Consider the following 15362-nt stretch of genomic DNA (forward strand, 5'->3'; position numbering starts at 1 on the left):
CGTGGAGCTGTGCGGCGCATCGAGCCCAGTTGCCCCCGGGCTGGGTCCATGCGGTGGCCGTTCCGGACTTGATTCCCAAGAGCCCTGCGAGAACCGCCTCCAGCAGCTGAGGGAGAGCTCCATCAAACCCAGCGGTTCACTTGAGGGCGGGACTGAGGCTCATGGCGATCACGTGTTGCCGATGGCTTCGTTGGCCCATGCCCGGTGTTCGGCGCCGGGCACAGGTGTTCCGAAGAGTTGATGGAGCGCGGCCTCGACGTCGACGGTGATGTTCCCCGCATTTCGACGTTCCTCCAGCCGCTTGAGCGCGCGACTGGCGGCAGATCTCTGGATGTATTCCTCAAGGCTGATGCCAAGTTCGTTCGCGTGCTCAGCTAGAGCCGCCCCCTCGGCCGGCGAGAAACACACGCTGACTTCATGTGGCACGGGATCGGTCATGCCCAGCATTATGCTCCTCCAGCGCCGGCCGCCCCTGCTGAATGACGGGACGGCCAGCGGTTGCCTATAGGCAACCCGAATGACGAAAACCGTAGTGGTGATTGTCGAGGGGGAGTCCGGCAGACGCCGGACTCCCCCTCGACACTCTCGATGATTCGCGAAGCCCTTATCCCAGACGTGCGCGGATGACGTTCCGGAGCGTCCTGCCACTCTCGGTGACGGTGTCCATTGCCAGTACAGCGAAGGCAGCGACCAGCAGTTCCTTGTGCGGCTGCTCCGCCGCGGCGACAAGGAGCACCAGCACAGCGCTCACGGTCCTGCCAGTGATCCGCGCGTGTTGTCCGGACCGCCCTGCCGATGCTCCGACCTTGACCGCGGCGATGACGTTGCCTTCAGCATCCCGGCCAAGCGAGGTCGCGGTGTTCTTCATCCGCTGGTTCATCAGGTTGATGCGGCTGAGCGTGCCGACTCCGAGATCGATCACTACATCGATCGCCAGCAGCAAGACGGCGGCAAATTGCAGTCCACCGTGCAGGTGCTCGGTGTGCGGCAGGAGCTGCACACCGACCGTGACCGCGCTCGTGATCCTGGCCAGGAGTCGACTGCGGGCTCCGCACTGCGGCGAGCTGGCGGTCTGAGTCCTGTGTTCGTCCTCCACTCGGTTCACAACCGGACCAGCGGTCCCGCGCTTCTTGTCCTTGTTCTTGCCGGAGTTGGACCTGGTCTTGGCCTTGGTGCGGGACTTACCCGAGTTCTTCGTCGTCATGCCCTGGATCACTCCGCAGGCGGCCGAATCTTTCTCGTGCTCCCGGTGCAAGAAGCCGGCGAGCCGCGCGTCGAGAGGGGTGGGCGTACCCCCCACCACGAATGGAGCCCAGATGGCCGCCTTCAACGAGAACCATGACAACGACGCGCAAGGGGGTGATCCACCCAGCGGCAAACGTCTCACGCCGGACCAGATCCCGTACGCCACTGCGCTGGTCAAGGAGCACGATGGGCCGATCCGCCGGTACCTGAGGCGCGCTCTCCGTGACCGCCAGCTCGCAGACGACTACACCCAGGAGACTCATCTCCGCACGATCCGGAAGATCGCCAGCGGTGAGCCGTTCCCGGGGCCGCCGATCGCGTATGCGATGACAATCGCCCGCAATCTGGTGATCGACCACTCGCGCCGTAAGTCATCGAAGGAGCACCCCGTCGGGGAGTTCAACGAGCTCGGCGCCACTTGGCCGCCCCGGCCGTACGACGCCGACCCGACCTCGGCCAGTACCCGCTTCGTCGCCCTTCTCGGTGAGGTCAAGGACGCGATCGGCGACGACCTCGAATTCCAGGTGTGGGAGCTCAGCGTGGTCTGGGATCAGCAGGGCGTCGAGATCGCGGACATCCTCAAGATCAGCGAGGCGCAGGTCTCACGGAAGCTGAAGGCAGCGCGCCTGAAGGCCGGCGGCATCACGCAGGACTCCTCGGAGGGCGTCTAGATCCCGCATACGGGGCGCGGGATGCCCACGGGTACGCCGATTCCGCGCCCCGGTTACGGGACCTAGACGGTCCGTCCCCTGCGAGAGAGGAAGCGCAAGTAACCGCCAAATGATTGCACATCAGAAAATGACCAAGGAAAGGAACAGAATGTTCGACGAGAGCACCGAGGCCCTCCCCGGCAGTCCACACCAGAGGATGCTCGACTTCCTCGCCGAGAGCGACGAGATTGCCGACAACTTCACGGACGAGGACCCGGACTGGAACGCAATGATCAGCGGGTTCAGTCGCGTCCTGGAAAACGAGGACGCATCGTCCCTGACTCCGCAAGGGCGATAACCTCATGCGCAACGGAATCAAGAGCGCGGTGCTGCTATCCGCCGCGCTGGGGGCAGCCTTCGCTGTAGGGGCAAGCGCAGCTCCCGCGTTCGCAAGCTCGGATTCGGTGGCGTTTGCACCGCTCTTGGCTTGCGTGCTCGTCACCGCTTCGGGCATGGGTGCCGTTCTGTCAGTCCTTCCATTCGGAGCACTGACGACGTCTGCCCTCACTCGCCAGCGATCCCTGTGGCGGAACAAGAACCAGTGCTTCTTCGGCCGCGCTGCATCAGGCAACGGAAGTATCTGGGTGAGCCTCCCGTAAGGGAGCGACTCTAGTGTGGGGACAGCAGAATTATCCTGCTGTCCCCACGCTTCTTAGCGGATTTGCCCTTACTCAGCCTTTAGCGAGTTGATCAAGTGCGGCGATAAGCGAGATCCGCTTCAATCTCTGTGACATTGATTGCGGCTCGCCCTCTCCCGCTACGGTCACCCCTGTGTGCAATGAGATTGCGTCGCTCGACAATCCGGTCCAGCTCTACGCCCGCAGCCTCCGCCGGTCGGGTAGTGAACCTCCGCGTTGACGATGGTGAGTAGTTGGCGTACAGAAAGTCCCGGCGATATTGATCTTGGCCTTCCGGACGGGGCGACCCCGCCGGAGCTGCCTTCGGATCGCAGGTCGGTGTGGCCGCTCGCCTTGGCCAAGAGCTGGAAAACGGGACTGTCGGATGTGGTATTGCATCGTGCCTTGCCCTTGCCGGTCCGGCACGGGGAGCGGCGGCCGGACTGGTTGTAAGACCTGTTGCCAGCTATATGCAGCGCGATCCTGGAATTCCTTAACCTCACCTCTGATCAGTACTTTTCCCGGCCCGCGGCAACGCCCGACTCCGAGCGGGATTCACGGAGTGCGCATCAGGCTGGTCGCGTGCCTTGGGTAGCCGACGCGGGCGTGCAGTGCCACCGTGGACGTCATGGGCAACTACGTCGGCGCGGCGGTCGTCATCGCCGATGGAACCGACTACGAGGTGCACGCTGACCTGTGGTGCAGGCGCGACCCACCGCGAATGGTGCGCTCCTTCGGAGGCCCCAGCCCGGTCGGCGGCGGAGGCATCTCATGGGGCGGCACCCTGACCGCCTCGGGGGAACTCGACGCATTCGCCATGCACGACGCCAGCACTCTGACACTGCGTGTGGAGGACGGAACGGAGGCCGCTTTCACCTTCGGCAATGGGGGTGACATCGGGAAAGGAGTCCTGACGATCCGGGGAAGCGGGACCGTCCCCTTCGACTGCAACTGAACGCGGCCGCCAGTTCACGGTCCTCGTGGCGGTGGTCGGCCCCGGTGGGCCAGCCGTCGAACGGAAGCCGTACGGCCAGCGTTACGACCTCCCTACGCCTCAGTCCTGGGGATCGACGACCCGCACGTTGTAGGTGAGCGTCCAGGGCTGGTAGCCGTCGCGTCGGCACCGTACCCACAGTCGTACCGGCGAGTCGTTCCCGTACCGCTCGTGCCAGTACGTCCTGTCGGTCCATGAGGGGGGAAAGGACTCCTCCAGTGCCCGCTTGATCCATCCACCGAGCTCCACCGGCACTGCGGGCGATGTGCGGCCGATCCCGGTAGCGCCGTCGATTCCGGGCTTGAAGCGGTACGGCCCCCAGATGGTGTTCGCGAGTTCCCGCTGGTAGTCCTCCGTGACGTGGCCGACGCCGTGGGTGTATCCGTCGTCGCGGATCTCAAGCTCGACCTCGTCCAGGCGTTCCAGCGCCGCCGGGCCCTCGAACGTCAGCATCAGGCTCGCCTGGTTGCTGCCGGGTCCGAGCCGTGTGATCGTCACGTCGAACTGTGGAATCATCTCGTGGTGCCATCGGTCCCGCTCGACCCGGGCAACGGCGTCCGCTGTGGCGTTCGCCCGCTCCGCGGCCCGGTTGGCGCTCCATGCCGCCTTGTTCGCGGTCCACGCGATGAGCAGGGCGAACACCGCGGTGATGGCGCTGAGGATGTCCGTCCAGGACACGTCGTTCATGGCCGGGGACCGTATCCGCAGGCTGCCCCGTACCGCCAATCGGCTGCCGGGCGAGCGCTGGCTCCGGGCAGATACGGGTGTGAGTAGTTCGAAGGCAGCTCCGGCAGCGTCGCCCCCTCCGGGGACACTGCCCGGCCTTCCAGTCCACTGCGACCGTGCAGGGAGAGTCCCTTCGAGCCACTGCTGACGTGTGATCACGCGAAGCTGAGGCGGTACGCAGCCCTTCGAGCCGTCCATCGTGGCACGCGGCACCTCACTCAGCTCAGGGTGAGGGGAGGTGTGCAGCCCGACCGCGGGACGTTGCGGCAAGGCACTCTTGCAAGTCTGAGAATCTTGGTAATAAAATCACCGCCATGCTCAGACCTGAGGATGCACGGTTCATCACCGAGGCGATCACTCCCCTCGCCGCACCGCTCCACGAGGCCCTGGAGGAAGGGCGGCAGAACGCGAACGACCACTACGACCGCCACGAGATGACGGACCGGCCTTTCCTCAAGGGCCGTACAGATCTGACGCGAGACCACGCTCTGGCTCGCCTGCTGAAGCAGGATCTTGCCGGCTGGAAGCCTTCCCGCAGGGGAAGCGGTCGCCTTCATTTGTCGCGAAACGCGATGTCTATCCGATTGCTCCACCGATCGCCGTTCGGCGATTCTGTACCGCCACCAGGGAAAAATCGGGCCCGTATAAACTACTACCGAAATCCAACACCTGATCTCATCGGCGTAGGAGCCAGTCAACTGCTGGCCGTGTGGGACGTTGACGAAAAAGGTGAGGTGATCATCCGGGTCGTTCGCCCGACAAAGTCCTTCAGGGCTGGCGCGGTATCGACATCGGACTACGACCTGCTCCTGCCGCGCAGCGCAGAGGATCTCTCCAAGCTTGAGTTCGTCTCCAGCGACGAAGAGATCAACCTGGGTTTCCTGTTCGAAGACGACGAAGAGCAAGAAGAAGGCGAAGAGGGAAGTGCTTGATACCGGCGCACGACTGCGCACGCTCCGCATGCTCATGGGCTTGACCCAGAAAGAGCTTGAGGGCATCGCCGGGGTAACGCAGTCGATGATTTCCGGCATCGAAAGGGGTGACAAGACTGCCAGCGAGGAAACGCTGCTGGCAGTCGCCAACGCCACGGGTACTCCGTATAGCTTCTTCCTCGTAGACCCGGACGATCTCCCGACAGACACTCTGCACTTCCGCAAGAAGGCCAGCGCATCGGTCAAGGAGGTCGACCGGGTCAAGGCCACTGCACGCGAGGCGTATCGCGTAGCCGCCCACCTCATCACGGAAACGCGCATGCGACGGCTCCCACTGCCGCGGGCAGAGGGAGAGATCGACGACATGAGCATCGAAACGCTGGCAGCGGAGACCCGGGACGCTCTTGGCGTTGCCCGCGACGGCATTCTGAAGCACGTAATTCGGACTTGCGAACGTGCCGGTATCCCCGTTGTCCCCCTAGTGCTTGTTGACGGAGCTGGCGAACAAGAGGATGTGGCTATCGGGCATTCCGGCGTTTCATGCTGGAGAGGGGTAGCCGATCCGCAACTCATCGCCTACTTCGGCACGGACGCAGGGGATCGTCAGCGGTTCACCGTCGCCCACGAGTTGGGTCACCTTGTGCTGCATCCGGCCCGGCGCACCATTTCAACAAAGCAAGCAGAGACAGAAGCTCACCGATTCGCTGGAGCTTTTCTAATCCCGGAAGATCAAGCGCGTGAATCCCTTAGCGGGAATTTCACCTTGCGGAACCTGGCCGTCTTGAAATCCAACTGGGGAATTTCCATGCAGGCGTTGATTGAAAGGGCGTTTGGGCTAGGACTCATTGACAGCACTCGTCGATCTAGTCTTTACCGGCAGATGGCCACTAATCAGTGGAGGTCCCGAGAGCCTGTCACAGTGCATCCTGAACAACCTGCTCTTATGCGCATGTTGATGACACGCCGGTTCGGTGCTTCACCGTCTCTGCGTCATACCGCGGAAGAACTCGGGCTGCACCCCGTTCTCATGCGGTCGCTAGCACCCGAGGTCTCCAGGCGCTCCGAGGACGCGTCGAGCGCAGAAGTGGTCAGCTTGCGCGACCGGCGCACGAACCTGCAACGCGCATAAAGGGCTCGCCCGAGTTCTGTCGGTACCCACGATCACCTGGGCAGCTTTGCAGTGCGTTCGGGGTGGGCGGCTGAGATGTAGCGCATGGCAGTGGTGTCGCTAACCTCGATCTTTCTTGATGGGCCGTCGACGAAGTCGGCGGCCCATTTCGTTGTCGATGGCCGAGACCGGGCAGGCCGGGGGCCCGGGTGTCGTCTCGGGTGGACGCCGGTTTCCACTGTTCCGGGTGAGGGTGATGCTGCTCGTAGGGGTGGGAAAGCTGCTGGTCAGCCGGGGTTCGGCAAGAGTGCGAGCCGTTCGAGGGCGTCTGTGATCTCGCGGGTCCAGGGCCAGTGGCGGGCAAGGCGGAGGAGGCGGCGCCGGCCGGTGATGACGAGCTGGCCGGCCGCGGAGAACAGGCGGAACCGCAAGCGACGCGGTTCCCAAAGTCTCGCCTGGCCGGTCAGGGCGAGCATGGGCATCCAGGCCAGCAGATCGAGCGCCATCTGGACGGTCTCCAGCCAGACCTGATTCTGCGCGGTGTCGTGCAGGGGAAGGTTGCGGAGCCCGGTGGCCCGGGCGGCTCGGATCCGGTCCTCCGCGCGAGCCCGCAACCGGTGACGGAGCTCGAGTTCGGCGATCGGCCGGTCGGCGGTGTTGGTGGCGAAGCACGTGAGACGCATGCCGTCCGCATCCGTGATCCGCAACTGGGCTCCGGGGTGGGGACGTTCCTTGCGGACGAGCAACCGAATGCCCTGCGGCCAGCCGTCGAGCAGGTCTCCGGTGAGTTCGGCGACCCAGGCCCCGTCACGAACCTCGCCGTCCGGCTCGACCGCGGGCGTCCAGGCCGATGCGGGGATCTGAAGAACGTGCTGGTGGATGGCCTCGGTGATCACCATGCCGACCGAGTAGGACAGCCAACGCCCGCGCTGGGCGAGCCAGGCCACGAACTCATGGGTGCCGCCCGCAGAATCACAGCGGATCAGCGTCCGCCGTCCTTGCCGGTACTTTTTGGGCAGTTGAGCGAGGGCCAGGCGGGCGGCTGCGATGTGGTCGACGGCCGTGTTCGAGCCCGCGTTCCCGGGTCTCAGCAGGGCGGCGACGGGTTCACCGGTCCCTCCCGGACCGTGGTCGACGAACCCCATGAGCGGGTGATGACCGTAGGACTTCTTCCAGGTCGGGGCCGCGTCCTGCTTGTCCGAGTGCGCGACGACCAGGACCCCGTCCAGGTCCACGGTCACCTGTCCGCCGGTGTCCGGAGCCCGGTTGCCGGCCAACTCCCAGACGCGTCGGCGGACTTCGGAACGTGCGGCGCGGATGGCGGTCAGCGCCTTCTCGCCCGAGGCGGCAAGGGTGTCGATCAGCCGGGAGACCGTAGGGTCGGAGGCGACCGGCCCGAACACGGCAGGCTCGGACCGCAGCAGGGTGATATCGGCGAGGCAGTCCCCGCCCAGCGCGACCGCCAGTGCGAGGTCCACGAGTATCTTGCCGGGGTCGTGGACGGCCCGCGGCTTCCGCCACAAGGTCAGGGCTGCGGATAAGGCCTGGTCAAGACCGGTCTTGCGGACAGTTTCGATCAGCAGGACCGAACCGGCCTGCGAGACCACGGCCCGGCCGTCCTCCCGGATACGGACACGGGGGTAGGACCCGATAGGCTTCTTCACCTGGAAAGTGCCTTTGGTTTCAGCGGGAACAAGGACCTAGACAATCCTCATTCTTGCTGGTCAGAGGCACTTTCTGCTTGCCTGACCGCCTATCGGACAGCCCGCTTCATGAAAGCGCGAGGCTAATGCCGAACAGCCGCATGAGGCGGAGAGGGTCAGCGGACTTGCGTGCTTCGTGGAGGATGCGGTCCTGCCGGAGCTGTGACAGCGAGGCGTTCAGCTCGCTGAAGGTCCGCTTGAGCATGGTGGTGGTGACCGGCGGGTGCTCGGCGTGCATCGCGCTCTGCTGGCTGACCAGCAGGTAGGGGTTGGTGGAGCCGGGCCATCGGCGGTGCCGCTCGGTGAGCCACTCCATGGCGATGCCCTGGGTGAACTCTTCGAGGTGGATGGTGTGGCGTCGCAGGCCGCGCCGGACGGCGAGGTGCCCCTTGGCGAGGTCGAGGTCGGCCGTCAGCAGGTGCCGGATTTCGTGACCGGTCAGGGCATGGACGGCGACCAGGGCCAGGGCGAGTCTCCCGGCGGTGCTGTTCGAGCGGTCGAGCAGCCCGGCGAGGACGTCGGAGGGGAGGGCTGGCGGAAGGGTCTGGACGCCGCCGACGATCACGCCCCGGGTGGGGTTCCGGAAGATCAACTGTTCCTGCTTCAGTGCCCGGAACAGACTGCGGAGCGCAACGTGGAGAGAGCGGGCCGGGTTGCCCTGGCGGGCGCCAACAGCCTTCTTGACGTCGTCGTTGGAGATCTCCCGCAGGCTGGTGACGCCGTCGGCTATCCAGCTCTCCAGCGTCGCCTTGAAGGCCGTGAAGTAGCTGCGGATGTTGTAGTAGCTGCGGGGCTCGTGCTCGCGCCGGCCCTGCCCGCGCAGGACGGTGACCCAGGCGCGCACTTCCGTGGCGATCTGCTCCGGCAGCCCGGCCAGGGCATGCTCGATCCACTCGTAATCCCGGTCCCGGTGGAGCGCGGGATCTTCGACAAGCATGCCGCGGGCCTTGAGGAACTGGCAGACGCGCCTGGCGGACAGGTTCACGTCCTGGCGGGAGAGTTCGACCACGTCGGCCTCCCGGATGGGGGCATCGGCGCCGAGCCAAGACAGCAGGATGACCAAGGGCCGCAGGTGAGCGACCCGCTGGTCCAGGTCCCACTGCTGATCACGCATCATGGACACGAACTCGTCGGCCAACTGCTGTGCGGGCTCGGTCAGTTCGGGGAGCTTCTCGAAGCGCCGGTTGATGTCCAGCAGCGGCGTCCAGTCCCTGCGCATCGTGAACAGCGGCTCCTGGCCTGGGAAGGCCGGATGCGGGACGAGCGGAGTGCGGGCGGCCCGCCGTTCGGCGACCTGCCGGTCACGTCCGGGATGCAGGCTCGACAGCTCGTAGCCAAGCTGGCCGCGCAGGACCCGCAGACCGACCGAGAACGGGTCCGCGAACCACAGCTGGGTGAACGGCTCCTCCGCGACGGCCAGCCCGTTGACGTTCACGTGGAGGCAGCAGCCGCGGCAGTGGCCGCCCTTCAGCGGCAGGTCCTCACGGCGGCAGCGTTCGCAGCGGCCCAGGGGCCGGTTCTTGTGCTCGCCGTGCCAGGTCTGGCAGGCATGGCAGCGTCGCTTGTGGACGCCGGTCATCCACGCGTCGCAGTCCCGGCACGATCGCGGGGACGGCGGCAGCGGCGGGGGCGGGGTCGGGACGTAACCGGATTTCGGGGGCCGCCTCCGCCGCGGCGGTGCCGGCGCCTGGCGGGCCCGGAGCATCCCGGCCCGCGTCAGGATTTTCCCGACCGGCGTCCAGTAGCGCGGCAGCTCATCGAGTACTTCCTCGGGCACCAGGTCGTGCCCCTCTGCGTCCCGGATGGCCAGAGCCAGCCGGATCATCTCCGCGACCTGGCGGACCCACGCATCACTCAGGCTGTACTCGCCGGCGAACGCGGCCGTCTCGGCGACGGCCTCCTCGTAGCCGTGCAGGGGCCGGGCGAGGATGCTGCGGACAGTGTCGATCGACATCTCCGCCCGCTTCATCGCGAACAGGGCCTGCTGGCCGCGGACGGCCGGCGGCAGCACCGCCGGGTCGTCGCGGTCGGCGGCGTCCTGGGCGTCCCACTTCTGCTTCCACCGGGCCAGCTCGCGCCTGCCGCCCTTGGTCGACTTCCTCAACGGCAGCGCGTTGGTCACCGCGAACCGCCGGAAGACCAGCAGGAGCTGGCGGTCGCGCGGTGCGGCGGCCTCGGGCGCCACGACCCACTCAACATCGTCGTCGAGCCGGACCGCCTGGAGACACGGACGGCAGATCCCATCAGGTCCCAGGTGTTCCTCGTGACGGCAACGGCTGCAAACGCCCAGCTCAAGGTACTTCTTCACCCAGTGATGGCAGCCCCAGCAGAACTGCCGGGAATTCATCTGGCCCCAGCCCAGGCACGCCTGGCACTGCCGGGAGCCGCGCGGTATCCACGCCATGGAGGATCAGTTCGGCGGGAGCGACCGCGGACCGCTCCGTCGGCCGCTGCGCGGGGTGGGCCGCACCGGTCCGGGCCGTGTCTCCTCGGCGCCGACGGCCTTCTGCCCGTGCTCCGGTGGCGCCTGGGCCGCGTCCAGGGGCTCGGCCTGCAACAGGTCGCCGGGCGTGCAGTGCAGGGCCGCGCAGATCTTGTCCAGGTCGTCGAGGCGGACGGAGATCGGTGTGCCGCCCCACATCGCCGCGACCTTGCTGAGCGAGGGGTTGAACCCGACCTCCTTGAACGCGGCCAGTACTTCGGTCGGCCTCCACAGATCGCGCTGTGCGGCCACCATCCGCAGATTCCACTTCACCGCAGGTTCCCCTTGTCCATCACCAGTCGCTGAGCCGCCTCGGTGCTGGCGGCAAGATTCGCATGTTCGGGATCGGCATGGGCGGTCGCCATGTACCGAAGTGTCGTGGTCGCCCAGTCGTGACCGAGAACCTTCTGAACTTCCCAAAGGCTCATCCCGCGCTCGTAGTTGTGGGTCGCGCAGGCGTGACGCAGGAGGTGGGGGAACAGATCGGTGACCGGGCCGGTCAGGTAGGCGGCCGACGCGTCGTGCAGGTGCTTGCGGAACGTCGAGGGCACGATCGCCGGGGCGATCGGCAGGTTCAGCGCGGCGACCGCCTTCGGCTTGCGCTCCGATGGCCAGAGCGGGGCCCGCGGGTGGTCGGCGTCGTCGCCGAACTCACCGCGTATCTCCTCGATGTACCACCAGAGAAGATCGCGGCCCTCCTGGAAGAGGTATGCCTCCCGCTGCCGCGGGCCGGAGCCGCGGGCGGCCTTGCCGTGCACCAGGAAGCGGCCCCACTGCCCGTGTTCCCAGTGGACGTCTCCGATGCAGACGCCACAGAGCTCGGCCGCCCGGACCCCGGACAGGTAGGCGATCTTCGTCATCACGTAGTCGCGGCAGGCCACCAGGTACTTCCGGTGGTTCTCCAGGTCATCGCGCCAGCGGGCGAAGAACTCCTTCAGCGCCGTCTGCGACGGCGGGATGCGCAGGCCGAAGTCGCCGCGGTGCTTCGGGCGGTTGAACGGGTCGATCGGGGAGTCCACGTTCGCGCCGAAGCGGCGCATGATCTCGCCCGCGTACCGCTGTTCGAGGAACGCGAAGTACCCGTCGATCCGGTTGATCTTCTGCCGCAGCGTCGAGTGCGCCCGCTTGCCCGGCCCGGCGAAGTACTTGTCGACCTGCCTCGGCGTGAGCTTCCAGGGCACCGTGCCGTAGTAGTCGCAGACCTCGATCACGGGCTTGATCAGGGAATCCAGCGTCGAGGTCGCGAGTCCGGCGGAGTCCCGGGCCCACTGGTACTCGGAGAGCGTGTCGATGAAGAAGCTCTCTTCGTCCTGCTGGGACACCCTCGCCTGCCGCCGGCGCTGGAGCGTGACCACGTCCGCCAGCCCGCTGTCGACCGACACCGCGGCGGCGTCCACCCCCGCGGACGGGTCTGGAGCGGGGCGTACGAGAGTGAGCACGCGACTTTCGGAATCCACCACGTCTCGGGAGATTACTAGAGTCACACGCGGATTCTCAGGAGAACTCCTGAAATCCTGTAGAATCTCAGATCACGAGATCAGAGCCTGGTGACCTGCTGAGATGCCGCTTCGCACCCTCCGAGCCCCTCGGGGGAACCTGCGCGTACTCCAATAGGATCCGCGTCCACGAGGAGGGTCCGCAGTCCCTCGCGCGCGGAGGTGACGGCGAGCGCGCAGGCCAGCGTGGACGCTCCGGCCCCGCCCCGGCCGCCGATGACGCCGACGGTGAGCGCGGGCCTGCCGACGCCCTCGGCGACGTCGGCGATCCGGTCGACGAGCCACTGCTCGCCGTCGGGCAGCATCAGGACGTGGTCGGCGCCGATCTCGACGGCCCGCCGCCAGACCCCGGAGTCGTCCTGGTCCCGCCCGACCAGCACCACCCCTCGCCTGCGCGCGGCCCCACGCACCCGGCGTACGGCGTCGTCGCCGACCAGGACAAGGGGTGCCGTTTCCCAGCCACCGCCCCGTTCGGGCACCCCGTGGTGCACTTCGGGTGTGGCGCCTGCCGCCGCGCACAGGCGCAGCAGGTCGTCGAGCAGACCGGCGTCCTCGGTGACGATCAGCGGTCCGCTCTGCCGTCCCTCGGCCGCGGGCTGATCGTTGTCGTGCGTGATGGCTCCTGCCATGGTTTCCGGCCCCCTTCGCTAGTTCCCGGACATGCGGAGAACCGGCGAGCGGCCTCCATATGAACGGCCGGCGGAAACCGGCCAAGCGCGTTCGACAAACCGAACCGGCCATGAACTCGCCGCGAGCGGGACGCGCTGGAATCACGATGGGGCGAAGCTGGAAATCGTGTGGATCTTGGTCGATATCTGTGGACAACACGGTGGTTGTGGATATCTCCCTCACCCAAACAGGTGACTGCTGTACGACTTTCCCCAGAGCAGCACAACGACTACGCACAGTGACGGATCGCGGGCATACGAAAGAGGCGACCGAAGCCGCCTCGTACGGCGCCACGGCCGCGAAGGGAGGATGAAGGAAGAACTAAAACCCACCCGGACATGCGACGACCCCCGCCGGGGGGGAGAGCGGGGGTCGTCCCCACGGTTCGACTCGGGGGGGGAGGAGCCGGACCGGGTTAGCACGGTCGCGAACGATCCGTGACTTCCATGGTGTACCCGACAGCCCTCTCAGGCAAACCCACGCGCCACACCTTACGCCGAATGGTGGGCGCCTATGCTCGGGCTCGTGGAAAACCACTCCTTGCCCCGCACAGCCGCCTTCTTCGACCTGGACAAGACGGTCATTGCGAAGTCGAGCACGCTCACGTTCAGCAAGTCGTTCTACCAGGGCGGTCTGATCAACCGCCGGGCCGTCTTGCGTACCGCCTATGCCCAGTTCGTCTTCCTGGCGGGCGGCGCCGACCATGACCAGATGGAGCGCATGCGCGAGTACCTGTCCGCGCTGTGCCGAGGCTGGAACGTCCAGCAGGTCAAGGAGATCGTCGCCGAGACGCTGCACGACCTGATCGACCCGATCATCTACGACGAGGCGGCCTCCCTCATCGAAGAGCACCACACCGCCGGCCGTGACGTGGTGATCGTGTCCACGTCGGGCGCGGAGGTCGTCGAGCCGATCGGCGAACTGCTCGGCGCGGACCGAGTGGTGGCCACGCGCATGGTCGTCGGCGACGACGGCTGCTTCACGGGCGAGGTGGAGTACTACGCGTACGGACCCACCAAGGCCGAGGCGATCAAGGAGCTGGCCGCGTCCGAGGGATACGACCTCGCGCGCTGCTACGCGTACAGCGACAGCGTCACCGACATCCCCATGCTGGCGTCCGTCGGCCATCCGCACGCCGTGAACCCGGACCGCGCGCTGCGCCGGGAGGCGGTCGCCCGCGGCTGGCCGATCCTGGACTTCCACCGCCCGGTCCGGCTGAAGCAGCGCCTGCCCGCGCTCTCCGTACCGCCGCGTCCGGCCCTGGTCGCCGCTGCCGCGATAGGCGCGGCGGCGGCCACGGCGGGCCTCGTCTGGTACGCGAGCAGGCGTCGTCCGACGGTCGCCTGACCCGCCCCTCCGGCCCCGTCCGGGGCCATCCGGCACACCGGCGCCCGAATCATGCCCGTTTGATCATAAAAGTAAAGAAGTACAGCCAGGGCTTCCGCTTACTCCGGTCCAGGAGTAGAAAGGACTTAACGGCCCGCGAGACCAAGGACATCCGAAAGGATCACCTTAATAACGCAATTGGCCCCACGGACCGAGCATGAACACTGGGCACCCACGCGACGTCGACCCGTCGATTACGGGCCAGCCGCACCAGGTGACGGGCCAAGTTCCCGACCTGATGGGCAATATTTCGAGGACGCTTGGTAACCGGGTGGACATGCCAGCGGCGGTACGAATCCTCGTGCCGCCGCATCCCTTTGAAGGCCCTCCAATGGAGGGCCTTTTCGCTTCTCTCGTGCCCCGCTTCCTTACGCCGCCCCGCGCTGCAACGCCTCGCACACGGCGGTCGATTCACGCGCCCCGAGTACAACCGCCCGGCCACAGTGCGCGATCCACGCCGCCATGCCCTCCGGGGTGCCGGAGACGTAGCCTTCGAACGCCGCCAGATAGGCCGCGCGGCCCGGTTCGGCGTGGCCGACCTCGGCCGGGCACACGGACTTCGGGTCGAGGCCGCTGCCGACCAGGACGATCCGCTCCGCCGCGCGCGCGACAAGGCCGTTGTGGGAGCCGAAGGGGCGCAGCGCGAGGAGTTCACCGTGTACGACGGCCGCCGTGACCAGGGCGGGCGCGGAACCGCCCGCGATGATCAGCTCCGCGAGTCCCTCCAGCCGCCCGGACACCTCGGCGGCGCTCGGCAGCGGCAGTTCGACCAGCGGCTCGTCGACCGGCTCGCCGTCCTGGCGCGGGCGCCCCACCTCGTCGCCCGCGCCCGCGGCGGCGACCAGATGCAGCCGGGCCAGTACGCGCAGCGGCGACTGGCGCCAGATGGACAGGAGTTGGCCGGCCTCCGCGGTCAGCCGGAGGGCCGCGCCGACGACCCGGGCCTCGTCGTCACCGCTGAAGTCGGTGCGCCGACGCACCTCTTCGAGGGCCCAGTCGGCACCGGAGAGGGACGCGGAACCGCGTGCGCCGCGCAGGGCCGCCTCGCCGGTGATCTCGTTGCTGCGCCGCCGCATGATGCGATGCCCGTAGACCCGGTCCACGGACTTGCGGACGGCCTCCACGGAGTCGGCCACCCCGGGCAGCGATCCCAGGGCTGCGAGCGGATCGGCGGTCGCGCCTGTCGTACTCATGAGTACGACCCTACGCAATCCAGGGAGCCGACCCACGAAGGAGTGGACTTCCTCACGCCCCCTGGACACCCTCGGCGGTCGCCCCACTACCTTTAGTGAAC

14 protein-coding genes and 1 pseudogene are annotated in these 15362 nt (G+C 66.8%); 6 read left to right on the forward strand and 9 right to left on the reverse strand.

Annotation, left to right across the window (positions count from 1 at the left end):
- Nucleotides 1–168: 168 nt before the first annotated feature.
- On the reverse strand, nucleotides 169–438 hold the full coding sequence (locus tag OG787_RS20670; RefSeq protein ID WP_405535985.1) for a hypothetical protein: 270 nt from the start codon (nucleotides 436–438) through the stop codon (nucleotides 169–171).
- A 166-nt stretch (nucleotides 439–604) separates the two neighbouring features.
- Nucleotides 605–1204: a hypothetical protein gene (locus OG787_RS20675; protein ID WP_405535986.1), complete on the reverse strand. Its 600-nt coding sequence runs from the start codon at nucleotides 1202–1204 to the stop codon at nucleotides 605–607.
- Nucleotides 1205–1316: 112 nt separating this feature from the next.
- Here OG787_RS20675 and OG787_RS20680 point away from each other — a divergent pair, with 112 nt between their 5' ends.
- The 3 genes from OG787_RS20680 to OG787_RS20690 all read left to right on the forward strand — a co-directional run bounded on the left by OG787_RS20680 (nucleotide 1317) and on the right by OG787_RS20690 (nucleotide 3527).
- A complete protein-coding gene (locus OG787_RS20680; protein ID WP_405535987.1) occupies nucleotides 1317–1916 on the forward strand; it encodes an RNA polymerase sigma factor in 600 nt (199 codons plus the stop codon).
- Between the two features lie 148 nt (nucleotides 1917–2064).
- On the forward strand, nucleotides 2065–2253 hold the full coding sequence (locus tag OG787_RS20685) for a hypothetical protein (protein WP_405535988.1): 189 nt from the start codon (nucleotides 2065–2067) through the stop codon (nucleotides 2251–2253).
- Between the two features lie 947 nt (nucleotides 2254–3200).
- A complete protein-coding gene (locus OG787_RS20690) occupies nucleotides 3201–3527 on the forward strand; it encodes a hypothetical protein (protein ID WP_405535989.1) in 327 nt (108 codons plus the stop codon).
- A gap of 99 nt (nucleotides 3528–3626) precedes the next feature.
- Here the strand turns inward: OG787_RS20690 and OG787_RS20695 are convergent, their stop codons facing one another.
- On the reverse strand, nucleotides 3627–4253 hold the full coding sequence (locus OG787_RS20695; RefSeq protein ID WP_405535990.1) for a hypothetical protein: 627 nt from the start codon (nucleotides 4251–4253) through the stop codon (nucleotides 3627–3629).
- A 353-nt stretch (nucleotides 4254–4606) separates the two neighbouring features.
- Between OG787_RS20695 and OG787_RS20700 the strand changes: the two genes are divergently transcribed.
- Nucleotides 4607–5224, forward strand: coding sequence for a hypothetical protein (locus OG787_RS20700; RefSeq protein ID WP_405535991.1), 618 nt, complete (start codon nucleotides 4607–4609; stop codon nucleotides 5222–5224).
- On the forward strand, nucleotides 5217–6353 hold the full coding sequence (locus tag OG787_RS20705) for a helix-turn-helix domain-containing protein (protein WP_405535992.1): 1137 nt from the start codon (nucleotides 5217–5219) through the stop codon (nucleotides 6351–6353). The genes OG787_RS20700 and OG787_RS20705 overlap by 8 nt, the downstream gene beginning before the upstream one ends.
- A gap of 266 nt (nucleotides 6354–6619) precedes the next feature.
- Here OG787_RS20705 and OG787_RS20710 read toward each other — a convergent pair whose 3' ends face one another.
- The 5 genes and pseudogenes from OG787_RS20710 to ssd form a co-directional block, all read right to left on the reverse strand.
- Nucleotides 6620–7996, reverse strand: a complete 1377-nt coding sequence (locus tag OG787_RS20710) for an IS1380 family transposase (protein ID WP_405534056.1) — start codon at nucleotides 7994–7996, stop codon at nucleotides 6620–6622.
- A gap of 106 nt (nucleotides 7997–8102) precedes the next feature.
- Nucleotides 8103–10343 (reverse strand): hypothetical protein, encoded by a 2241-nt coding sequence (locus tag OG787_RS20715; RefSeq protein WP_405535993.1) that lies wholly within the window; start codon nucleotides 10341–10343, stop codon nucleotides 8103–8105.
- A 102-nt stretch (nucleotides 10344–10445) separates the two neighbouring features.
- Nucleotides 10446–10790, reverse strand: a complete 345-nt coding sequence (locus tag OG787_RS20720) for a helix-turn-helix domain-containing protein (RefSeq protein ID WP_405535994.1) — start codon at nucleotides 10788–10790, stop codon at nucleotides 10446–10448.
- Complete coding sequence (locus OG787_RS20725) at nucleotides 10787–11914, reverse strand: tyrosine-type recombinase/integrase (RefSeq protein WP_405540537.1); 1128 nt, start codon at nucleotides 11912–11914, stop codon at nucleotides 10787–10789. Before OG787_RS20725 ends, OG787_RS20720 begins: the two co-directional genes overlap by 4 nt.
- Nucleotides 11915–12090: 176 nt before the next feature.
- Nucleotides 12091–12642, reverse strand: a pseudogene (ssd, locus tag OG787_RS20730) (septum site-determining protein Ssd); the annotation flags it as partial.
- 553 nt (nucleotides 12643–13195) lie between these two features.
- On the opposite strand from ssd, the gene OG787_RS20735 reads away from it, so the two are divergent.
- Nucleotides 13196–14029: an HAD family hydrolase gene (locus OG787_RS20735; RefSeq protein WP_369034399.1), complete on the forward strand. Its 834-nt coding sequence runs from the start codon at nucleotides 13196–13198 to the stop codon at nucleotides 14027–14029.
- 407 nt (nucleotides 14030–14436) lie between these two features.
- Here OG787_RS20735 and OG787_RS20740 read toward each other — a convergent pair whose 3' ends face one another.
- Nucleotides 14437–15261, reverse strand: a complete 825-nt coding sequence (locus OG787_RS20740) for an oxidoreductase (RefSeq protein ID WP_369034400.1) — start codon at nucleotides 15259–15261, stop codon at nucleotides 14437–14439.
- Nucleotides 15262–15362 lie beyond the last annotated feature (101 nt).

The organism is Streptomyces sp. NBC_00075 (assembly GCF_045041225.1).
Lineage (GTDB): Bacteria > Actinomycetota > Actinomycetes > Streptomycetales > Streptomycetaceae > Streptomyces > Streptomyces adonidis.